This window comes from Candidatus Cryptobacteroides sp., assembly GCF_056207615.1.
In genome coordinates, this window is record NZ_JBAEER010000052.1 from 1 (window position 1) to 23,183 (window position 23,183).

Genomic DNA, 23,183 nt, shown 5'->3' on the forward strand with positions numbered 1-23,183 from the left:
GTGCCTGCATGACCCTCATGCTCCAGTCTTCGGCTGCGACCATGTCCCTCACCATGCTCCTCGTCTCAGTCGGAGTCATTCCTTTCGAGATGGCCGCTGCGATGGTCCTCGGTGAGAACATCGGTACCACCATCACTTCAAACATCGCAGCATCGGTCGCAAACGTCTCTGCGAAGAGAACCGCACGTGCCCACATGCTCTTCAACGTGTTCGGAGTGATCTGGGTGCTCTGCCTCTTCAAGCCTTTCCTCAAGCTCATCGGCCTCATCGTCGACGCTCTCGGATTCGCAAATCCTATGACTACCGACTTCAATGGCCACGAGGAGGAGCTCGCTGCAACGCTTCCTTACTGCGTCGCAACCCTCCACACCCTCTTCAACCTGATCAATACCCTCATCCTCATCTGGTTCATTCCTCTCATCGAGAAGATCGTGAAGCGTCTCGTACCTTCTCCACAGGGCGAGGAAGAGGTCTTCAAGCTCAAGTTCATCCACGGCGGTCCTGTCGGTATCCCAGAGCTCTCCATCAACGAGGCTCAGCAGGAGATCGTCCACTTCGGAGAGGTCTGCTACGAGGGCTATGCCGTCATCCGCGAGGCTGTCAACGAGCAGGATCCGGACAAGTTCGAGGAGTATGCAAAGCAGCTTAACAAGTATGAGGAGATCACTGACAAGATGGAGTTCGAGATCGCTTCGTACCTCAACGAGATCAGCAGGGACGAGATCTCGAACGAGTCTGCCGAGAAGCTCAAGAGCATGTACAAGATCATCGGCGAGATGGAGTCTCTCGGAGATTCTGGAGATGCAATCGGACGTCTTCTCAAGAGAAAGTGGGCACACAAGAAGGTATTCGACGAGGATATGCTCAAGAGGCTCAACCGTATGCTTGACATCGTAGACGTCGCTTACCAGGTGATGGTAGAGAACCTCAGGAACAAGCATCTCACCACCATCAGCAATGCCGTAGATGCAGAGTGCAACATCAACGAGTGTCGTAACAACCTCCGCGAGGAGCACATCAACAACATCGAGGGTGACAACTACGACTACACTTCAGGCGTATACTATATCGACCTCGTGTCAGAGCTTGAGAAGATCGGTGACTTCATCATCAACGTATCTGAGTCCAAGCTCAAGATGGTAACCAAGCGTCAGTAAATGAGACTTTCGACCATCATAGGGATAGTCACCGGCCTGGTGGCGACCGTGTCCTGTGGCAACATGCAGTCTTCGTCGGATAAGACGGAGGCTGTTGCCGTTTCTGCGACACGTCCGTTCCGTCAGGTTGAGGTGCCAGGAATCTATGGCGGTCAGGATGCTCTTAAGTACTTCGCAGGACACTACTGGGACCATTTCTTCCAGGGTGCCGACGAATGGGCCAGCGACTCTCTGATGATCGCAGGAATAGGGCAGGGCGAATTCGAGCAGGCTTTCTCCAACTATGTCTACACCCTGGAGCACCTCTCGCTCGACGAGGCGTGTGCCGAGCTCCGGAAGCTCTACCAAAAGCTTGAGAGTCTCCGCTCGGATGCAGGCAGCGAAGCTTTCGACGGCTTCATCGCCGTTGCCGAGAGATATCTCTACGACCCGAACTCTCCGCTCAGGAACGAGGACCTCTGGAATCCGCTAGCCGATGCCTTGTCCAAGGATTCGGCAGTGTCGATGGACAAGAAGCCTCAGTATGAGTTCCAGTCACGTACCAGTGCGCTGAACCGTGTAGGCAGCAAGGCCGCTGACTTCCGTTTCTGCGACAGGAAAGGAAAGTCGAAGAATCTCTATTCGATAGAGGCCGAGAATACTCTCCTTTTCTTCAGCAACCCGGGTTGCAATGCGTGCAAGGAGATCATCGAGAACCTCCGCAAGAGCCTCAAGGTGGGCTATCTGATGGAGTCCGGGAAGCTGGCGGTGGTCAACGTCTACATAGACGAGGACATCCAGGCTTGGCGTGAATACATGCCTTACTATCCCGAGGAGTGGTACAACGGCTATGATCCGGATTTCGTGATCAGGACCGACCTCCTCTACAACGTGAGGGCGATACCCTCTCTCTACCTTCTTGACAAGGACAAGAAAGTCATCATGAAGGATGCAACAGAAGAAAAAGTGTTTAACTATATAGACAACCTTTAAGCCACATAACTATGGAAATCAAAAAAGAACTATGGGCAGTTGCCCCAAATGGACAGGACATCTACAAGTACACCATCACTAACGGCCAGGGCGCAAGCGTGGTGCTCAGCAGCTATGGTGCAGCAATCGTATCAATCAACGTACCTGACAAGGACGGTGTTCTCGGTGACGTAGTCCTCGGCTACCCTAAGGCAGAGAGCTATTATGGTGACGGTCCTTTCTCAGGAAAGGTTCCTGGCCGCTTCGCTAACCGTATCGCCAAGGGTAAGTTCACCCTCGACGGAAAGGAGTACACCCTCAACATCAACAATGGCGAGAATCACCTTCATGGTGGTCCTACCGGCTATGCAGAGAGAGTCTGGGACAGCCAGATCGACGGCTTTGCAGTTGAGTTCAAGTATTTCTCACCAGACGGCGAGGAAGGATATCCTGGAAACCTCACAGTCATTACACGCTACGAGTGGAGCGAGGACAACAAGCTTACCATGACTTTCAAGGGTGAGACCGACGCTCCTACCGTCGTAAACCTCGTGAACCACGTTTACTTCAACCTCGAGGGAGAGGGCGCAGGCGAAGGCAATATCTTCGACCACATGCTCCAGCTCAACTGTTCAGAGTTCCTTCCAACAGACACAGGTCTCATTCCTCTCGGAGCACCAGCTCCAGTCGCTGGCACACCGCTTGACTTCCAGAACGGAAGAAGAATCGGTGACGATATCCTCAACTTCGACTTCGAGCCGCTCAAGATCGGTAAGGGTTACGACCATTGCTTCCTCATCGACGGTGCACAGCCTGGTCAGCTCCAGGACGCAGCTACTCTCTGGTCAGAGAAGACCGGTCGTCAGCTCAACATCGCTACAACCCAGCCTGCTATCCAGATCTACACTGGTAACTTCGTAGGCGGAAGCCCGGTAGGTAAGTGTGGCCGCAGCTACAATGACTACGAGGGTGTCGCAATGGAGACCCAGCACTTCCCTGATTCACCTAACCAGCCAGAGTATCCTTCAACAGTGCTCAGGCCAGGTGAGGTTTACCAGGAGGCTACTGTATACGCATTCTCTGTAAAGAAGTAATGAAGCAGTATCTTGATTTATTAAGAGACGTACGTGAGAACGGAGCCGTGAAGACTGACCGCACAGGTGTCGGCACGCGCTCCGTCTTCGGACGTCAGATCAGGTTCGACCTCAGCGAGGGTTTCCCTCTTCTCACCACGAAGAAGGTCTTCCTCAAAGGCGTGATCCACGAGCTTCTGTGGTTCCTCAAGGGCGACACCAACATCAAGTATCTCGTCGACAACGGCGTCCACATCTGGGATGAGTGGGCGGACGAGAACGGCGACCTGGGCAGCGTATACGGCAAGCAGTGGAGGTCATGGGAGACCACCGACGGCAGGATCGTGGACCAGATCGCAGGCATCATAGACCTCATCAAGAACCATCCGGACTCACGTCGCATCCTCGTATGCGCATGGAATCCGGGCGAAGTCGACAAGATGGCCCTGCCTCCTTGCCACTGTATGTTCCAGTTCTATGTGGCCGACGGAAAACTCTCATGCCAGCTCTATCAGAGGTCGGCAGACATCTTCCTCGGCGTACCGTTCAACATTGCATCATATGCGCTCCTGACCATGATGCTGGCGCAGGTATGCGGTCTCCAGGCGGGTGAGTTCGTACACACCTTCGGCGACCTGCACCTCTACCTGAACCACACCGAGCAGGCAGACCTTCAGCTCTCCCGTGAGCCGAGGGCGCTTCCCAAGATGCAGATCAATCCAGAGGTCAAGGACCTCTTCGAATTCAGGTACGAGGACTTCACTCTCACCGAGTATGATCCTTGGCCAAAGATTTCAGCTCCGGTAGCAGTATGATGGAAAGATGCCTCATAGTAGCATGCGCCTCCAATGGTGCGATAGGTAAGGACAATCAGCTCCTCTGGCACATCAGCGAGGATCTGAAGTTCTTCAAGTCGTCGACCATGGGTTGTCCCGTGATCATGGGACGAAGGACATTCGAGTCCATCGGACGAGCCCTGCCAGGCCGTCTGAACATCGTCGTGTCCCGTACCATGACCGAGGCTCCCGCAAAGATAAGCGTGGTCTCTTCTCTCGAGGAGGCCTACACCCTTGCGGAGGAGTCTGGTGCGGAGCGCTGCTTCCTTATGGGTGGCGGGCAGCTCTATGCGGCAGGACTGGGCTGCACCGACAGGCTCTATCTCACGAAAGTGATGGTCGACATCCCCGAGGCTGACACTTTCTTTCCGGACGTGGACTGGTCCGAGTGGACAGTCGAGTCCGAGTCGGAAGTCAAGAAGGATCCTGAGACAGGATATGACTTCCAATTCGTAATATATAAAAGGAACTTAAACGAAGAGACATGCAAGAAAGAGAAGGATTCGGCAGCAGATTCGGTACTCTAGTCGTCATCGCCGGTTCGGCGGTCGGACTGGGCAACATCTGGCGCTTCCCATACATGGTCGGTACCAACGGCGGTGCCGCCTTCATCCTCATCTACCTTTTCTTCGTCCTCCTGATCTGCCTACCGATGCTCGTGTCGAAGCTGGTGATCGGAAGGCGTAGCCGCAAGACGGCATTCGGTTCCTTGAGAACCCTCGCTCCAGGCAATCCCCTCATGAAATATGCGGGTTACCTGTACCTCTTCATTCCGACCATCGTGCTCTCGTACTATTGTGTGATAGGTGGAATGACGGTGGAGTATTTCATCCGCGCTCTCGGATTCAGCGTGACTTCCACACCGGCCACGGCCGTGATATGGATGCTCGTCTTCCTCGCCGCGACCGGTCTTATCGTGACCGCCGGCGTGGAAAAAGGAATAGAGCGCTTCAGCAAGGTCATGATGCCGGTGCTCTTCCTCATCGTGATCCTTATCGCAATCAGGTCCATGACCCTTCCTGTACGCCCCGGTGCCGGCTCATCAGCCGCAGACGGACTTGTGTTCCTCTTCCGTCCCGACTTCAGCAAGGTCACCACGCACACCGTGCTCGCAGCCCTCGGACAGGCTTTCTTCTCCCTCTCCATCGGAGCCGGAGTGCTCATCACCTACGGCTCATACATCCGTAAGGAGGACAATCTCGTCAAGACTTCTGCGCAGATCGCCCTCTTCGACCTTATCTTCGCGATCATCGCCGGCTGTGCAGTCATCCCTGCGGTGTTCGCTCTCAAGAACGACCCTTCTACCGTGCTCGCCGACAATACCGATTCGGCGCTCGTGTTCAACATACTTCCTGAGGTCTTCCCTCAGATGCCTCTCGGCGCGCTCATAGGCGCGTTCTTCTTCTTCGCCCTCATCCTTGCGGCTCTCACCTCATCGCTCTCGCAGTACGAGGTGCCGGTAGCATATCTCGTCGAGGAGCATAATGTTCCGAGGAAGAAGGCCGGACTGATCGTATTCGTCATAGCCATGCTCATCGGCACCGCCTGCGCTCTCCGCGGACAGGTGCTCGGATTCCTCGATGGACTTTGCGCAAACTGGCTCATGCCTCTCGGCGGAGTGATCGCAGTGGTGTTCGTCGGCTGGATGATGAAGAAGGCAGACCTCATGGACGAGCTCTCGAGCGGAGGACGATACAATCTCAATCCGCGTTCTGTCGCTGCCCTGAGATTCCTCATCCGCTACATCGCACCGGTGGGTGTCCTCACCGTGTTCCTCACCCAGCTGTTCTCATAGCGCCATGGCGAAGAGAGAGAACTTTTCCAGCAGCCTGGGATCGCTCTTGGTGATTGCCGGTTCTGCCGTAGGACTGGGCAACATCTGGCGTTTCCCGTACATGGTCGGCACCAACGGCGGTGCTGCCTTCATCCTGCTGTACCTGTTCTTCATCTTCATCATCTGTCTTCCTATCATGGTCTCGGAGCTGACCATAGGAAGGCGTACGCAGAGCTCGTCATACGGTGCTTTCCGCACCCTCGCTCCAGACAGCAAGGTGTTCCGTCATGCGGGTATCATATATACCATCATCCCGACCCTCATCCTGTCCTATTACTGCGTCATCGGCGGTATCACGGTCGAGTTCTTCGTCCGTTCGCTCGGCGTGGCGCTTCCTACCGGAGCATGGATGAGCGTGGTGTGGATGGCGGTTTTCCTCTCCCTTACCGGTCTGATCGTGATGGCCGGAGTGCAGAAAGGCATAGAAAGGTTCAGCAAGGTGATGATGCCCCTGCTCTTCGTGATAGTGATATTCATAGCGATCCGCTCCATGACCCTTCCTGCCCGTGCGGGCGCTGTCTCGACGGCTGCCGACGGCGTGTCCTTCCTCTTCCGTCCTGATTTCAGCAAGGTCACCGTCCATACCTGTCTCGCTGCCCTCGGCCAGGCCTTCTTCTCGCTTTCGCTCGGAGGTGGCTCTATCATGACCTATGGCTCGTACATCAATCCTAAGGACAATCTCACCAGGACGGCGGGACAGATAGCGATAGTGGATCTCCTGTTCGCCATCATCGCCGGATGCGCAGTCATCCCAGCGGTGTTCGCACTCAAGGACGACCCTGCCACAGTGCTTTCGAACAACACCGACTCGGCTCTGGTGTTCAACATACTTCCGGACGTGTTCCCTCAGATGCCTTTCGGTGCTCTGATAGGTTCGTTCTTCTTCTTCGCCCTCATCCTGGCGGCCGTCACCTCATCCATTTCGCAGTTCGAGGTGCCGGTGGCGTATCTCGTGGACGAGCACAAGATGTCCAGAAAGGGTGCCGGCGTCATCGTCTTCGGCTTCGCCCTTCTTCTCGGATCGCTCTGTGCGTTACGCGGCGGCGTGCTCGGTTTCCTCGACGGACTCTGCGCGAACTGGCTCATGCCTCTCGGCGGAGTTGTCGCGGTCATCGTGGTGGGCTGGATCATGAAGAAGTCCGATTTCCTTGACGAGCTTTCGAGCAAGGGCAGCTACTCCGTGGGTGAGCGCTTCGCCCTCGTGCTCCGCTTCCTCATCCGCTATATCGCTCCGGTAGGCGTCCTTGCGGTCTTCGTCTCACAGTTATTCCTCTAGAAAATGGCAAGAGAGAAATTTTCAAGTACTCTGGGTTCCCTCCTTGTGCTCGCCGGATCTGCGGTGGGCCTGGGCAATATATGGCGCTTCCCGTACATGCTCGGCGAGTATGGCGGCGGCGCGTTCATCCTTATCTACATCGCATGCATGATACTCGTGAGCATGCCTATCCTGCTCGTCGAGATCCTTATCGGAAGGCGCAGCCAGAAGACTGCGTACGGTAGCCTCGGTGCCATAGACAAGGACGGCAAGGTCTGGAAGAACTTCGGAAGCCTCTTCGTGCTTATCCCAACCATCACCGTGTCCTACTACTCCGTGATCGGAGGATGGACGATCAAGTATTTCATCGACTCTTGCGCCCTGAAGTTCACGGCAGAGAGATCGGCGCTCGAGATAACGAGCGTGTTCGGAGAATTCGTGTCCTCTCCTTGGGCTCCTGTGGCATATCATATCTTCTTCCTTGTCGCAGTGTGCGTCATCATCGCCCTCGGAGTGAAGAAAGGCATCGAGCAGTTCAGCAAGGTGATGATGCCTATGCTCTTCGTGATCATGCTCCTTCTCGCGATCAGGGCCATGAGCATTCCTGCTCAGCCGGGCATCAGCCAGACAGCTGCAGAGGGCGTGCGCTATCTATTCGTCCCAGACTTCAGCAAGATCGGACCTTCGACCTTCGCGGCGGCTCTCGGGCAGGCCTTCTTCTCCCTCTCGATAGGAATGGGCATCATGCTTACCTACGGTTCATATCTGCCGAAGAAGGAGAACCTCGCCAAGACGGCGGCATATACCTCGCTCTTTGACCTGATCTTCGCCGTCATCGCCGGTTGCGCCGTCATCCCTGCGATGTTCGCATACGGAATGTACTCGAATCCGGAAATGGCGGTAAACGGCCCTGGACTGGTCTACAAGACCCTCCCTGTCGTGTTCTCGCAGATGCCGCTGGGCAGCGTGGTGGCGATATTCTTCTTCTTTGCCGTCATACTCGCGGCCCTCACTTCGGCGATGTCTCTCTTCGAGGTTCCTGTGTCGTGGCTCGTGGAGACCGGCAGGATGAAGCGTCCTGCTGCGTGCGTGACAGTCTTCGTGATAACCTACGTCGTGGGCCTCGTATGCTCGCTCTCGTTCGGAGTCCTCTCAGACTTCACGATCAAGGACATGGTGTTCTTCGATGCGCTTGACCACGTCACAGCGAACTGGCTCATGCCGCTCGCCGGTTTCGTCGTGGTGCTTTTCGCCGGCTGGAAGATGAAGAGGTCCGACATAATGGACGAACTTACCGACGGAGGAGAACTCAAGGGACTTGCGAAGGCGTTCCCTGTAATCTACGTTCTCATCCGTTATATCGCTCCTATCGGAGTCCTTGCAGTATTTCTCTCAAGTATTTTCGGCAACTAGCAGCTGCCTGATAAGGAATATACGAAGCCCGGTGTCTTTCTAGATGCCGAGCTTCTGTTTCATTGCCCGCAGCAGGTCGAAGGCCTGGAGCGGGGTCATGTTGTTGAGGTCCGCGGCGCTCAGGTCGTCGCGAAGGCTGCTCAAGAGAGGGTCGTCGAGCTGGAAGAATGAGAGCTGGAGCGATCCGTCTGCCTCGACGTGGCCTTCCTTGGTGTTGTGAGGCTTGACCTTCTTCTGTTTCCTGTTGGTCTCGACGGCGGTGATCACAGGTCCGGAGCCCTTCTCCAATGCCGCCAGGGTGGCTTCGGCCGAATCGAGCACCATCCTCGGCATGCCCGCAAGGCGTGCCACGTGGATACCGAAACTCTTCTCTACGCCACCTTCCCTGAGCTTGCGCAGGAAGATGACCTTCTTGTCCATCTCCTTCACGGCTATGTGGAAGTTCTTCACGCGAGGGTATATGGTCTCCATGTCGTTGAGCTCATGGTAGTGCGTCGCGAAGAGGGTCTTCGCGACCCCGTTCTCATGTATGAACTCGACTATCGCACGGGCGATGGACATACCGTCGTAGGTTGAGGTGCCGCGTCCGATCTCGTCCAGGAGTATGAGCGAGCGGGCTGACATGTTGTGGAGTATCATCGAAGTCTCGAGCATCTCCACCATGAAGGTAGACTCTCCGCGCGAGATGTTGTCGGTGGCTCCGACGCGGGTGAAGATCTTGTCGCAGTATCCTATCCTTGCAGAGTCCGCAGGGACGAAGCATCCGATCTGGGCGAGGAGCACGATGAGCGCGGTCTGGCGCAGGAGTGCGGACTTACCGGCCATGTTCGGACCGGTGAGTATCATCACCTGCTGCTTCTCGTTGTCGAGGTAGATGTCGTTAGGCACATATTCCTCGCCTGCGGCCATCAGGGTCTCGATCACGGGGTGACGGCCGGCCTTGATGTCGAGCACATAGCTCTCGTCCATGGTAGGACGGCAGTAGCGGTTGCTGGTCGCGAGATCTCCGAAAGAGGAGAGCACGTCGAGCCTTGCGAGTACCTGGCAGTTCTTCTGGATTGCAGGTATGTTGCGCTGGATCTGGGATACCACTTCACCATAGATCTGCACCTGGAGCTCATAGATGCGGCTTTCCGCACCGAGAATCTTGGCCTCGTACTCCTTGAGCTCTTCGGTGATGTAGCGTTCCGCGTTGACCAGGGTCTGCTTGCGCACCCAATCCTCCGGAACCTTGTCCTTGTGGGTGTTCCTCACCTCGATGTAATATCCGAAGACGTTGTTGTATCCTATCTTGACAGGAATGCCGGTACGCTCGGTCTCCCTTTCCTGGAGCTCGGTGAGATAGCCCTTCGCGTTGCGCGAGAGTCCGCGCAGCTCGTCGAGCTCGGCATTGACGCCGCTGCCGATGATGTCGCCCTTGTCCGCGTTGGCAGCGGGATCAGGGTGCATGGTGCTATGTATAGTCTCAAGGAGATCGTCGCATCCCGACAGGGACATGATCATTCTGTTGAGGGGCTCCACTCCTGCCTGCGCACAGGTCTCGACTATAGGGCCGATCTGGTCGAGGCCCCTTCCGAGCTGCATGACCTCGCGAGGGAGAATCTTGCCTGTGGCAGCCCTGGAGAGTATTCTTTCGAGGTCGCCGAGGTTTCCGATGTATTCCTGTATGGTGGCAAGGGCTTCGGAATCGCCCTTGAAATAGTCCACCACGTCATATCTTGAGTTGAGTTCGCCGATGTCCATGACCGGCATCGCGAGCCAGCTTCGGAGCATGCGGGCACCCATAGGGGACTGGCACTTGTCCACCACGTCCACGAGCGAGACGCCGTCGCTTCCTGATGCGCTGGCGAAGACTTCGAGGTTCCTGAAGGTGAACCTGTCCATCCACACGAACTTGTCCGCATCTATCCTGGAGATGCTGCATATATTCTTGAGGCCCACGTGCTGGGTCTGCTCGAGGTAGACGAGCAGAGCGCCTGCCGCGCATATTCCGTGAGGGAAGCTTCCTATCGCGAAGCCCTTGAGCGACTCGACATCGAGCTGCTTGCAGAGCCTCTTCTCGGCAGAGTCATAGACGAAGGCCCACTCCTCGACCGAAGTGACATAGAGGCGTTCTCCGAACCTTTCCTTGGTTCCTCTCTCGTAGCCTCTCTCGACGACGATCTCCTTGGGTGCAAATGACGAAATAAGGGTTCCTATGTAGTCGAGGCTACCTTCTGCGACCCGGAACAGACCGGTCGACACATCGAGGAAGGCTGCACCGCACTTCTCCTTCTCGAAACAGAGTCCGCAGAGGAAGTTGTTCTCCTTCTGCTCGAGCATCTGGTCGTCAAAGGCTATACCTGGGGTGATAAGTTCACTGACGCCTCTCTTTACGATACCCTTGGCCAGCTTAGGATCCTCGAGCTGGTCGCAGATTGCGACCTTGTAGCCTGCGCGGACGAGTTTCGGCAGATAGCTGTTGATGGCATGATATGGTACTCCTGCCATCAGTGTCTGGGACGCTGCGACGCTGGACCTCTTGGTCAGCGTGATACCCAGCACCTTGCTCGCGGTGACGGCGTCGTCACCGTATGTCTCGTAGAAATCTCCGCAGCGGAAAAGGAGCAGGGCCTCGGGGTACTCTGCCTTCATGGCATAGTACTGCTTCATCATCGGGGTGAGCTGCTCCTTCTTCACAGAAGGCTCCTTTATGCTGTCTTTTTCTTTCATGTCTTGCTTTTGCAGGCCCAAATTTACGAAAAAGCACCATATTTTTCCCCTCCGAGGACGTGACTTTGAAAAAGTTCTGCTAAATTGCAATGTCTATTTCCGACATGAACAGGATAAAACCGATATTCATGCTGTGTTTCACCGTCGTGCTTATGTGTATGTCGGTGTCTGTTCTTGCCGCTCCTTCGGATCCCGATTTCTGGAGCGGAGAGCCGGAAGCCATCTCGAAACGTTATTCCCAGGCATATAGACATCACAACGAGGACTGGGTCCTCGAATTTGCCGACACCCTCGACATGATGGGCCGTTCTTCCGGCAAGAGGGAATATGATTTCTATGCGGCGCAGCTGCGCTGCCATTATGCATTCAACGCTAAGGATTCTGCATCGTTCTTCCTCTACAGCGAAAAGACCCGCGACCTTGCAATGAAGCTTGGCTTCACCAAGTCCTTCTTTGCGGAGATGATGAACGTGGTCGGATTCTATATGAATTCAAACCAGAACCGCAAGGCTCGAGAGATGGCTTCCGCGCTGGTTTCCGAGGCGGAGCGTCAGGGTAATGCGGAAGGTCTTCATATGGGACACTATGCGCTCGGAACGCTATATGCCAGCTACGGCGATTATGCGAAGTCTACGACATATTTTCTCAAGGCTCTGCACTACCTGGACAGCAAGTCCGAGTCCTACGAGGCCTCCAAGGCTCAGCTCTATTCTCTCATAGCGTTCAATTGCTTCGAGGCGAAGGAATACGAGAAGGCATTGGAATACTGCGACCTGCATGATGCCTGCGGGGATTTCGACTACGACATCGAGGCTTGCCGTGCGCTCAGCTGTTACTATATGCAGGATTATGACAACTTCGTCCGCAACGCTGAAGCCTATCTCGCCAAGGAAAGCAGTACGTCAGTCTCGTACGATTACTACTGTGCATGGCTGCAGATACTGCTCTATGCGATAGATGGAGAGTACGACAAGGCGATGGAACTTGCCGATCAGTTGGCCGATGACGGAGACATCTATTCGGCGAAGTCGGAGGTCTATAAGCAGAAAGGTGATTGGAAGAGCGCTTTCGAGTGTCAGGAAAGGTGCTCGGATTATCTCAAGGACATGAGGGAGGCCATGTTCCTCGAAGACATGGAGCAGATGGACAAGGAGATGACGGACCTGGTCGACCTGAACAACAAGGATCACGATATCCTGGTCCTCCATTTCGTGCTCTATATGGCCGGTGTCATCCTTTTTGCGGCAGTCATCCTGATATTCTTCATCATCAAGCATCATAGGGAGGTCGTGAAGCTGCAGAATCGCCAGCTGGAACGCTCGAAGCGTTATTTTGCCCTTGTCGAGAATGCTCCTTTCGGATATTCGAAGGCAAGGCTCATCTACGGTCCGGACGGCAAGGTATGCGACTACGTGACCTTCGAGGTCAACAAGATGCTGAAGAGGTCTTTCCTGAACAATGACTATGTGATTGGCACGAAGACCATCGTGGAATCGTATCCGGAATCAAGCCCCGTACTGCTCGGACAGATCAACAAGGGTATCGACGAGAATCTTCCATACGTCCGATTCAACTTCCACCTTGTCGAATTCGACCGTCACTACGAGACCATCATCATCTTCGACGGGACTGACACCATCCAGATCATCAGCCTCAATACGACAGACGTGATCAAGTACCGTAAGCAGCTCGAGGCTACGAATGCGATGTTGCGAGAGGCGAAGGACGCGGCGGAGAAGTCGGAGAAGGTGAAGACCAGGTTCGTGCAGAACATGAGTCACGAAGTCCGTACTCCGCTGAATGCCATCGTCGGCTTCTCCCAGCTGCTCGGTCTGCCTGACGGCATGATCTCGGAGCAGGAGAAGCAGGAATATTCGAGCTACATCACGGCAAATTCCGATCTCCTCACCATGCTGATCAACGACATACTCGACATGGGTGACATTGACTCAGGCAACTACAGCGTGACGATGGCTCCTGCCCGTTGCAACAGCATCTGTCAGGCTGCGGTCAACACCACCATAACGAGGGCTCACCCTGGAGTACAGATGTACGTGGAGTCGGAGCTGGACGATGACTACACCATAGTCACCGACTACAGGCGAGTACAGCAGGTGCTCATCAACTTCCTGACGAACGCATGCAAGAATACCGTCAGCGGCAGCATAGTTCTCCGCTGCACGGATAAGAACATCCCGGGGAAGGTCACCTTCTCCGTCACTGACACAGGATGCGGCGTGCCGGAAGAGAAGTCCGAAATCATATTCGAGCGTTTCTCGAAGCTCGACCAGTTCAAGCCGGGTTCGGGCCTCGGCCTGAATATATGCCGTGATATCGCAGAGCGTCTTGGCGGCGAGATCGGCCTCGACAAGTCCTACACCGGCGGTGCCAGGTTCTTCCTCAACCTTCCTCTCGATCCTCAGAATCCTTCTTCTTTCTGACGGTCGACAGCCGATTTTCGCGTTCTCCTTCTCACAGATTTTTCGTATCTTTGACGCTTTATGGACAAGCGCGTTCTCATCATATCGTATTATTGGCCGCCGACTGGTGGCTCGGGAGTCCAGAGATGGGTGAAATTCTCCCGATATCTGCCGTCTGAAGGATGGCAGCCGGTGGTCTATACGCCGTCGAATCCGGAGATGATAACGGTGGATGAGAGCCTTGCGTCGGAGATTCCTTCCGAAGTCGAGGTGATCAAGCGGCCTATATTCGAGCCGTACGAGATCTACCGCAAGCTCAGCGGCAAGAAGGGAGGCGCCCAGAAGGGTGAGGTCAATCCCATCAACGCCGGGAAGAAGAGTCTCGGTCAGAAGCTGGCCCTCTTCGTCAGAGGCAATTTCTTCATTCCTGATCCACGCTGTTTCTGGATCGGCCCGTCGGTGAGATATCTGAAGAACTATCTCAAGGAGCATCCTGTAGACGTTATCGTCAGCACCGGTCCTCCTCATTCTATGCATCTGATCGCGAGAAAGCTTGCGCTTGCAACCGGCACTCCTTGGATAGCGGACTTTCGTGATCCATGGACGAAGATGTTCTACTTCAAGCATCTCGGTCTGACCGCGTTCTCGGCCCGCAGGCACCGTAAGCTGGAAAGCAAGGTGCTGGACGACGCCACAGTCGTGGTGGCCGTGTCTCCGCTCGTGCGTGATGAGTTCGTCTCGATGACAAGGACCCCTGTCGAACTGATTACCAACGGCTATGACGGGAACGATGCAGTCGAGGTCGAGCCGGACGGATTCTTCAACATTACCCACACGGGACTCTTCGCAGCCGACGGAATCCCGGAAAAGCTCTGGGAGGTTCTGGCGGAGAAGGCTGCTGCCGACGAGTACTTTGCCGACAGGCTGAGGATAAGACTGGTCGGAAAGACCGATGCCGTCGTACTTGCCTCCATCGACGCAGCGGGCCTCGGGGACAAGCTCGTGAACCTTGGCTACCAGCCTCACAAGATGGCTGTCGAGGAGCAGGCGAGAGCTACCATACTTATGCTTCCCCTCAGGAAGGAGCCGGAATACAGGGCTGTCCTTCCGGGCAAGCTTTTCGAATACCTTGCTGCGCGCAGGCCTATCCTCGGCATTGGACAGCCGGACGGAGCCATGGCCAGGATAGTCGCAGACACGAATACAGGCGAGACCGCCGACTGGAACGACAAGGCAGCCATGAAAGCCTTCGTCGACAGACACTGGGATGCCTTCCGACAGGGAAGGACTCTCTATGACGGCAGGGATGTATCCGCATACTCCCGCCGCTCCCTTACGCGCCGAATGGCCGAACTAATGAACAGAATCGCAAAATGAACAGACAGATCAAGCAGATCCTCACGTATCTGGGGATAGTAGTTTTCTTCCTCGTGATCTCCTACGCATTCGTGCCGCAGGTGCTTGGCGGCAAGATCGTGAACCAGTCCGACATCTCCGGATGGACCGGAATGACACACGAGATCAGCCAGCACAACGCCGCACATCCGGACGATCCTACATACTGGACCAACTCCATGTTCGGTGGTATGCCGACCGTCACCATGTACGATAAGTTCGAAGGCGACCTCACCAATCCTCTCTACAAGTTCCTGCTTCTGGGTAAGAGACCGGCGACCTATATCTTCGTCGCCCTGCTCGGAGCCTTCCTGCTGATGCTCTCGCTGGGCATCAACCGTTTCCTTGCGGTCGGAGGAGCAATAGCGGTGGCGTTCTGCTCATACAATTTCCAGATCATCCAGGTCGGGCACAATACCAAGATGCAGGCGATAGCCTTCTTCCCTTGGGTGCTCGCGGCCATGATATATACCTATCGCAGCGCCCTTTCCGACGAGAAGAAAGGCTGGCTCTGGAAGGTGCTTCCTGGCAGCGCGCTCTTCGGACTTGCGCTCAGCTTCCAGATCAAGGCGAACCATCCGCAGATCACCTGGTACCTCGCTGCCTGTGTAGTAATGGCCGCCATCGCCGAGTTCGTGACCGTGCTCATGGACAAGAAGGCGCTCAAGGACAAGCTCGTCCGTTTCTTCTCCGCATCGGCCCTGCTTCTGGTGCTGGGAATAGCTGGCATCGCGACCAATGCGAACAAGCTCATCCCGACCTACGATTACTCGAAGGCCACCATGCGCGGCGGCTCGGAACTGGGTCAGTCTGACGGCTCCAAGGGAAGCAAGGGACTCGATCTCGACTATGCGACCGCATGGTCATACGGAATCGGAGAGACTCCGAACCTGATGATCGCGAACTACAATGGAGGTGCGTCTGCAGGCGAGCTCTCTGCCGACTCGCAGACCGCAAAGGTGCTCAAGCAGTACGGCTACAGCGGCAAGAATCTCAAGGACACGCTCAAGGCCATGCCTCTCTACTGGGGTCCTCAGCCATTCACCGCGGGCCCTATGTACATGGGCGCAATCTCCGTCTTCCTCTTCGTCCTCGGCCTCTTCCTCTGCAAGGGCAAGGAGAAATGGTGGATGCTCGCAGCGACCGTGTTCGCCGTGCTCCTGGGATGGGGCAACCACATGATGTGGTTCACCAAGCTCTGCTTCGACATACTTCCGATGTACAATAAGTTCAGGACCGTGTCCATGTCCCTTGTCGTGCTCCAGGTGACCATCCCTCTGCTGGGATTCTATGCACTGGACCGCATACTCAAGGGTGAGCACAGCTGGGCTGAGGTGAAGAAGGCCGGCATAGTCTCGCTTGTCGTCACGGCAGGATTCTGTGCGCTTTCTCTTCTCATCCCTTCACTTGCGGGAGACTTCGTGTCAGCTGCGGACGCTCAGCTTCCTGAGCAGCTCGTTGATGCTATCCAGGCAGACCGTGTCGCGCTTCTGCGCCATGATGCCCTCATTTCTCTCGTGCTCATCCTCGTCGCTGCCGGCCTGATCGCATGGGCTTGCATGGCTAAGGACGAGACTCGTGGAAAACGCGTGACCACCGCGGCAGCAGTCATCTGCCTGCTCGTGTTCGCAGATCTCTTCGTCACAGGCAAGAGATATCTCAACTCAGATCATTTCATCAGCCCTAAGGACTTCTCCAGCCAGTTCGAGGCGCGCGTAGTGGACCAGATGATACTCGAGGATGACGATCCTGACTACAGGGTGCTCGACATGAGCGTGAACACCTTCAACGACTCTCACCCTTCATACTGGCACAAGACCATAGGCGGTTACAGCCCTGCGAAGATGCAGCGTTATCAGGACCTCATCGACCACTATATCACCAGGGAAATGAATGCTATCGTGAAGGTTGCGAATGAGACCCAGACAGTATCCGGTGTCACCGAGAACTTCCCTCAGACTCCGGTGCTGAACATGCTCAACACAAAGTATGTCGTGCTTCAGGATGACGTGCCACCGGTAGTCAACAGCCACGCTTACGGCAACTGCTGGTTCGTGGACGGACTCATCCTCGCGGACAATGCCGACGAGGAGCTGACCCTTCTCGGGGCAGTCGACCTCAGGTCCACCGCCATAGTCAGGAAAGAGGACGCCGTTGAGGTTCCCGAGAGTGGCTGGGACATCTACGATGCTGACGAGATCCGCCTTGTGAGCTACGCGGCGAACGAGCTCCACTATGCCTACAGGACCAGCGTCCCTAGGGTGGCGGTCTTCAGCGAGGTGTACTATCCGGGCTGGGTTTCCGACCAGGTCGAGCTTTTCCGTGCAGACTGGACCCTGCGCGCAGCAATGGTTCCTGCCGGCGAAGGCGAGATCGTGATGAGGTTCGAACCTCAGTCATACAAGAGGGGAGAGAACATCTCGAGGGCAAGCTCTATCCTGCTTCTCCTCGTGCTCCTGGCCTCTCTGGCGGCCCCGGTGGCCGCTTGTAAAAGAGACGAACAATAGTTAACTTTGTATATTTAACTGCATTCAGATGAATCTTTCACCAGCGCTTGAAAAGGCATATACGAAGGAACAGCTTTCCGCAAAGGAGGCACAGCGACTTGCCGAGTACATAGCATTCGGCCCTATCGTGTTCCAGACCAGCCGGCTCATGCTGAAGTTCGGCATCCTCGACCTTCTTCGCGACAGCGAGGGAGGCTTGACCATGGCGCAGGTAGCTCAGGCGACGGGCCTGTCGGACTACGCCGTCAAGGTGCTTCTCGAGGGTTCGCTCTCGATAGGAACCGTCCTCGTGGACAAGGACAGCGAAAGATTCACCCTTTCCAAGGCCGGATGGTTCCTCGCGACCAGCGAGATGACCAGGGTCAACATGGAATTCAACCACGACGTGAACTACGAAGGATGGTTCAGGCTTGAGGAATCCCTGCTCGAGGGACGTCCTGCCGGCTTGGAGCATTTCGGTAGCTGGCCGACCATCTACGAGGGCCTTTCTTCTCTCCCTGAGCAGGTGCAGAAGAGCTGGTTCGGATTCGACCACTTCTATTCGGACCACTCCTTTGACGCGGCCCTCGACGTTATCTTCTCCGGCAAGGTCGACAATCTCCTTGACGTGGGCGGAAACACAGGCAAGTGGGCACTGCGCTGCGTGGATCGTGACGAGAACGTGAACGTGACCATCGTGGATCTTCCTCAGCAGCTCGGACTCATGAGGAAGAACGTTGAAGGAAAGAAGGGCGCGGACAGGATACACGGCTACGGAATGAACCTTTTGGACCGCAGCCAGAGTTTCCCTACCGACAGGGAATACGACGTGATATGGATGAGCCAGTTCCTGGACTGCTTCGGAGAGGACGAGATCGTCAGCATACTCTCGCGTGCGAAGGCGTCCATGGGAGCGAACACGAGACTCTGCATAATGGAGACCTTCTGGGACAGGCAGAAGTTTGAGACGGCTGCGTTCTGTCTCACCATGACCAGCCTCTACTTCACTGCGCTGGCCAATGGAAACAGCAAGATGTATCACTCCGAGGATATGGCTCGTCTGGCTGAGAAGGCCGGACTCGTCGTCGAGAATATCTACGACGACCTCGGCCCTGGAGGACACAGCATAATGGTTTGCAAACAGTATTAGAATTATGGATATCAAGGAAATTGAAGCAAAGGTGAGGGCCTTCCTCATCGACGAACTCGAGATCGACGAAGACAAGATCTACGATGATTCAAGGCTCAAGGAGGACATGGGCATCGACAGCCTCGAGGTTGTGGACGTCGTGGTCCTCGTCGAGCAGACATTCGGAATCAAGATGAAGAACGAGGACTTCAAGGTCGTGAAGACCTTCGGACAGTTCTGCGCATTCATCGCCGAGAAGCTCGCGTAACCAGCGGTGGCGGAGCTTGATCATAGCCAGTGGAAGGGTACCACGGGCGGAACCACATGGATGCAGAAGACGCTCGTAGTCCTCTTCAAGGTCGTTCCGGTCGAGATTCTCTATGCCGTGATGGGCGTAGTGATACTCTTCTACATGATCTTCAACCGCCAGGGTTACCTGAGTTCATACCATTGGTTCAGGAGACGTTTCGACTTCGGACCGCTCAAGGCCTTTGCGGGAGTGTACCGCAACCACTTCGTGTTCGGTCAGGTCATACTCGACCGCTTCGCGATGTACGCGGGCAAGACCTTCCGCTTCGTCTTCGACGGAAAGGAGAAGTTCGACGCCCTTGCCGCAGGAGACTCGGGATTCATGATGGTCAGCTCCCATGTGGGCAACTATGAGCTTGCCGGATACTCGCTCCCGACCGGAGGACGCAAGTTCAACGCGCTGGTATTCGCCGGCGAGACCGAGACCGTCATGAAGAACAGGAACATCATGTTCGGAAGCAATTCCATCTCGATGATTCCCATGACCGAGGACATGTCCCATATCTTCGCCCTCAGCTGCGCACTTTCCGACGGAGAGATAGTCAGCATGCCAGGGGACAGGATTTTCGGGTCGCAGAAGTCTGTCAGATGCTCATTCATGGGCAAGGATGCAGATTTCCCCATGGGCCCTTTCGCCCTCGCCGTCCAGAGGAACGTGCCGGCGCTCGCGGCCTTCGTCATGAAGACCGGATCGAGGAGCTATCGCGTCATCCTGCGTGAGCTTGGTTGGGGGGATGCCGAAGGGAAGGTCGGGAAGATACAGCGCATGGCATCAGGATTCGCCGCAGAGCTGGAGAAGGTGATGGGTCAGTTCCCATACCAATGGTTCAATTATTTTGACTTCTGGAAGGAAGATGAGAATTGATGAGATAGACATACTCGAAGTGCTTCCTCAGCGACCTCCGTTCTGCTTTGTGGACCGGATGCTGAGCTACGAGGACCCCGACATCGTGACTGAGTACACGGTGAAGGAGGACTGTGTCTTCCTCGAGCAGGGGCAGATGCGTGCCGCCGGGCTCGTGGAGGTGATGGCCCAGTCCAGCGCTGCGAGAGTAGGCTACATCAATAAGTTCATCAAGAAGCTTAACGTGAACGTGGGCTTCATCGGAAGCGTCAAGGGACTGAAGATATACAGATGTCCTCGCTTGGGCGAGACCATGGTCACCAAGGTGGAACTCAAGCAGGAGATATTCTCGATCTCGATGGTGCAGGCTACGGTCTGCGTCGGAGACGAGAAGATAGCGGAAGCAACATTGAAGACCGTTGAGGTAGAATGAGAAGGACTGTCAGGATAGCGGACAACATAGTCTCGCCGCTGGGCTTCAGCTCGGAGGCGAACTACGCTGCGGTGAAGGCCGGCGAGAGCGCGATCAGGCGTCACGACGGCACCTTCGGCGTCCCTCAGCCTTTCGCGGCGTCCCTCTTCGAGCGGGAACTCGTGATGGCAAAGGCGGCGCAGTGCGGCATCCCGTCCGGACTGAGCTTCTTCGACACTATATGCCTGCTCTCGGCAAAGCTTGCCCTGGAGGGCAGCGGAGTGGATCCCCGTTCCCCGAGGACGGCTTTCGTGCTTTCGACCATCAAGGGCAACGTCGATCTGCTCGCGGATAAGGACGCCGACCAGAGCAAGGTGCTGCTCGGCTCATCGGCGAGCCTCTTGGGGGAGTTCTTCGGAAATCCAAACCCTGTTGAGGTCGTATCCAATGCCTGCATCTCAGGCGTATGCGCGCTCATTCAGGCGGGCAGGATGATAGAGGACGGCAGCTATGACCATGTCGTCGTGGTAGGTGCGGAAGTTCAGTCGAGCTTCATCATCTCCGGTTTCCTCTGCCTCAAGGCTCTCTCGGACAGCCACTGCAAGCCGTTCGATGCCGCCAGGTCCGGTCTCAATGCCGGAGAGGCTGCGGCCACGATGGTGCTTGGCGCCAGCGAGAAGGTTGGTGAAGACCAGTGGGAAGTGGTAAGAGGCGCCGTAAGGAATGACGCAAACCATATTTCCGGACCGTCGAGGACTGGAGAGGGTAGCTACAATGCCCTCAGATATGTGCTCGAGGCTGCGGACAAGGACGAACTCGCATTCGTCAACGTGCACGGCACAGCGACCGTATACAATGACGAGATGGAGTCAATAGCACTTGAACGGGCAGGCCTTTCGGACATGCCGGTCAACGCGCTGAAAGGCATCTATGGACATACCATGGGCGCGGCCGGAGTGCTTGAGTCCATACTTTCCATCCATGCCTGCGAGGACGGCACCGTCCTTGCTACCAAGGGATATTCGGAGTGCGGAACCTCGCGTCCGGTGAATGTGAGCGCGGAGAACCGTACGACTGGGAAGAAGGCTTTCGTGAAGCTTCTTTCGGGCTTCGGCGGATGCAACGCTGCGGCTCTTTTCCGAAAGGGCGAGGGTAACCGCGGCCGTGTTCCGGCAGAACCCGTGCTCGAAACGGTGAAGACAGTGCGCCTGAGCTCCCAGGACAGCGATCTCGTCGCTCTGTACAAGCAGCAGGTGGGAGACTATCCCAAGTTCTTCAAGATGGATAGCCTCAGCAAGCTGGGCTTCCTCGCGACGGAACTTCTGCTCAAGGGAGAAGACAGGACAGAGCTCAGGGAGGACAGGGCAGTGGTGCTCTTCAACACCAGCGGACCGCTGTGCAACGACCGCCACTTCCAGCAGACCATCTCCGATCCGGAGGGATGGTTCCCGAGCCCGGCGCTCTTCGTATATACCCTCGCGAACATCGTCACCGGCGAGATTGCGATAAGGAACAGGTTCAAGGGAGAATCCTCGTTCCATGTGCTCGGTACTAGGGACCGTGCGCAGATGGACAGAATAATAAGGGAAGCCTTCATGGACGGAGTCACCCGTTCCGCGATCTGCGGTTGGGTGGAGTGTTCCGCCGATGATTGCTTCGAAGCAGAGATATCATTGATAGAAAACAAGAATTTACAATAAGATGGAAGAACTGATCAACAATCTTAAGCTCCAGATCATCGAGGCCCTCAACCTTGAGGGCATGACCCCAGACGAGATAGAGAACGACGCTCCTCTCTTCGGAGAAGGACTCGGTCTTGACTCAATCGACGCTCTCGAGCTCATCATGCTCCTCGAGAAGCAGTACGGCATCAAGCTCGCCAATCCTGCAGAGGGCAAGGCGATCTTCAAGTCGGTCAACGTGATGGCCGCATACATCGCCGAGAACAGGAAGAAATAATGCAGCGACGTATCCTCATAAGCGGTGCCGGAGTGGTTTCGGCCATAGGTCTGGACAAGGCTCAGACCCTGGAATCCCTGCGTGCGGGGAAGACGGGAGTCGATAAGGTGAGCTATCTCGAGACCGACAGGACAGAGTTCCCTGTCGGAGAGGTGAAGCTGACCAACGGCCAGATGAAGCAGATGCTGGGAATCGCGCAGGACAAGGTCATAACCAGAACCTCACTGATGGGCATCATGGCCCTCAAGGAAGCATTGGCACAGGCCGGACTCTGCAGCGAGGACCTCTCTGACGCAGCCCTCGTGGGAGGCACCACGGTAGGAGGAATGGACAGCAGCGAGAAATACTATCGCGACTTCATCAATCCCGATTCCGCCGAGCATTCCGAGTACATATCTGCCCATGACTGCGGCACCACCACGGACGCGATGGCGGACTATTTCGGAGCTTTCAAGCTCACCACGACCCTTTCTACCGCCTGCTCTTCGGCAGCGAACGCGGTGATACTCGGCGCAAGGCTGATACTGAGTGGCCGGGCAGAGATCGTGGCTGTGGGAGGCAGCGAGTGTCTTTCGAGCTTCCATGTGAACGGCTTCAACACCCTGATGATACTCGACCGCGAGCAGTGCCGTCCTTTCGACGCGAGCAGGGCAGGACTCAATCTCGGAGAAGGTGCCGCCTTCCTCATACTCGAAAGCGAGGAGTCGGCAAGACGCAGGGGAATCAAGCCGATAGCCGTACTTTCCGGCTATGGAAATGCCTGCGATGCCTTCCACCAGACCGCGTCGTCCGCTGACGGAGAGGGCGCATATCTCGCGATGGGCAAGGCACTCCGAATGGGTGGAATCCAACCGTCGGACGTGGACTACATCAATGCCCACGGCACAGGAACCCCGAACAACGACGCCAGCGAGAGCGCTGCGATGATGCGCGTGTTCGGCGACGACATACCGCCGGTTTCCTCGACCAAGTCCTTCACAGGGCACACGACCAGTGCC

19 protein-coding genes are annotated in these 23,183 nt (G+C 55.9%); 18 read left to right on the forward strand and 1 reads right to left on the reverse strand.

The window, feature by feature from the left end; all coding sequences use genetic code 11:
• The 8 genes from AC06ND_RS03220 to AC06ND_RS03255 all read left to right on the forward strand — a co-directional run.
• Positions 1-1,157, forward strand: a 1,157-nt coding sequence (locus tag AC06ND_RS03220; RefSeq protein WP_475677556.1) for a Na/Pi cotransporter family protein, incomplete at its 5' end; no start/stop codon positions are given.
• Positions 1,158-2,129 carry a DUF5106 domain-containing protein gene (locus tag AC06ND_RS03225; protein WP_475677557.1) on the forward strand — a complete coding sequence of 324 codons (972 nt, stop codon included), beginning with the start codon at positions 1,158-1,160 and terminating at the stop codon, positions 2,127-2,129.
• Between the two features lie 11 nt (positions 2,130-2,140).
• Positions 2,141-3,202, forward strand: a complete 1,062-nt coding sequence (locus AC06ND_RS03230) for an aldose epimerase family protein (protein ID WP_475677558.1) — start codon at positions 2,141-2,143, stop codon at positions 3,200-3,202.
• Complete coding sequence (locus AC06ND_RS03235; RefSeq protein WP_475677559.1) at positions 3,202-3,996, forward strand: thymidylate synthase; 795 nt, start codon at positions 3,202-3,204, stop codon at positions 3,994-3,996. The genes AC06ND_RS03230 and AC06ND_RS03235 overlap by 1 nt, the downstream gene beginning before the upstream one ends.
• Entirely contained in the window at positions 3,993-4,544 is a 552-nt protein-coding gene (locus AC06ND_RS03240; protein WP_475677560.1) for a dihydrofolate reductase, read from the forward strand. The genes AC06ND_RS03235 and AC06ND_RS03240 overlap by 4 nt, the downstream gene beginning before the upstream one ends.
• The gene (locus AC06ND_RS03245) at positions 4,502-5,812 is read left to right on the forward strand and encodes a sodium-dependent transporter (protein WP_475677561.1); all 1,311 of its coding nucleotides are present in this window, start codon (positions 4,502-4,504) and stop codon (positions 5,810-5,812) included. Before AC06ND_RS03240 ends, AC06ND_RS03245 begins: the two co-directional genes overlap by 43 nt.
• A 4-nt stretch (positions 5,813-5,816) precedes the next feature.
• Entirely contained in the window at positions 5,817-7,127 is a 1,311-nt protein-coding gene (locus AC06ND_RS03250) for a sodium-dependent transporter (protein ID WP_475677562.1), read from the forward strand.
• Between the two features lie 3 nt (positions 7,128-7,130).
• On the forward strand, positions 7,131-8,519 hold the full coding sequence (locus AC06ND_RS03255) for a sodium-dependent transporter (protein WP_475677563.1): 1,389 nt from the start codon (positions 7,131-7,133) through the stop codon (positions 8,517-8,519).
• A gap of 39 nt (positions 8,520-8,558) precedes the next feature.
• Here AC06ND_RS03255 and mutS read toward each other — a convergent pair whose 3' ends face one another.
• The gene (mutS, locus tag AC06ND_RS03260; protein ID WP_475677564.1) at positions 8,559-11,231 is read right to left on the reverse strand and encodes a DNA mismatch repair protein MutS; all 2,673 of its coding nucleotides are present in this window, start codon (positions 11,229-11,231) and stop codon (positions 8,559-8,561) included.
• Between the two features lie 104 nt (positions 11,232-11,335).
• Between mutS and AC06ND_RS03265 the strand changes: the two genes are divergently transcribed.
• From AC06ND_RS03265 to AC06ND_RS03310, 10 genes are all read left to right on the forward strand, one after another.
• Entirely contained in the window at positions 11,336-13,672 is a 2,337-nt protein-coding gene (locus AC06ND_RS03265; RefSeq protein ID WP_475677565.1) for an ATP-binding protein, read from the forward strand.
• Positions 13,673-13,732: 60 nt separating this feature from the next.
• Positions 13,733-15,028: a glycosyltransferase gene (locus tag AC06ND_RS03270; RefSeq protein ID WP_475677566.1), complete on the forward strand. Its 1,296-nt coding sequence runs from the start codon at positions 13,733-13,735 to the stop codon at positions 15,026-15,028.
• Positions 15,025-17,553 carry a YfhO family protein gene (locus AC06ND_RS03275; RefSeq protein ID WP_475677567.1) on the forward strand — a complete coding sequence of 843 codons (2,529 nt, stop codon included), beginning with the start codon at positions 15,025-15,027 and terminating at the stop codon, positions 17,551-17,553. The genes AC06ND_RS03270 and AC06ND_RS03275 overlap by 4 nt, the downstream gene beginning before the upstream one ends.
• 28 nt (positions 17,554-17,581) lie before the next feature.
• On the forward strand, positions 17,582-18,682 hold the full coding sequence (locus AC06ND_RS03280) for a FlxJ family methyltransferase (protein ID WP_475677568.1): 1,101 nt from the start codon (positions 17,582-17,584) through the stop codon (positions 18,680-18,682).
• A gap of 4 nt (positions 18,683-18,686) precedes the next feature.
• Positions 18,687-18,929 (forward strand): acyl carrier protein, encoded by a 243-nt coding sequence (locus AC06ND_RS03285; RefSeq protein ID WP_475677569.1) that lies wholly within the window; start codon positions 18,687-18,689, stop codon positions 18,927-18,929.
• Positions 18,930-18,935: 6 nt separating this feature from the next.
• Positions 18,936-19,835 carry an LpxL/LpxP family acyltransferase gene (locus AC06ND_RS03290; protein WP_475677570.1) on the forward strand — a complete coding sequence of 300 codons (900 nt, stop codon included), beginning with the start codon at positions 18,936-18,938 and terminating at the stop codon, positions 19,833-19,835.
• Entirely contained in the window at positions 19,825-20,247 is a 423-nt protein-coding gene (locus AC06ND_RS03295; RefSeq protein WP_475677571.1) for a hotdog family protein, read from the forward strand. The genes AC06ND_RS03290 and AC06ND_RS03295 overlap by 11 nt, the downstream gene beginning before the upstream one ends.
• Positions 20,244-21,926 carry a beta-ketoacyl-[acyl-carrier-protein] synthase family protein gene (locus AC06ND_RS03300; protein ID WP_475677572.1) on the forward strand — a complete coding sequence of 561 codons (1,683 nt, stop codon included), beginning with the start codon at positions 20,244-20,246 and terminating at the stop codon, positions 21,924-21,926. Before AC06ND_RS03295 ends, AC06ND_RS03300 begins: the two co-directional genes overlap by 4 nt.
• A gap of 1 nt (position 21,927) precedes the next feature.
• Complete coding sequence (locus AC06ND_RS03305; protein ID WP_475677573.1) at positions 21,928-22,185, forward strand: phosphopantetheine-binding protein; 258 nt, start codon at positions 21,928-21,930, stop codon at positions 22,183-22,185.
• On the forward strand, positions 22,185-23,183 hold a 999-nt coding region (locus tag AC06ND_RS03310), incomplete at its 3' end, for a beta-ketoacyl-[acyl-carrier-protein] synthase family protein (RefSeq protein ID WP_475677574.1). The genes AC06ND_RS03305 and AC06ND_RS03310, both read left to right, overlap by 1 nt.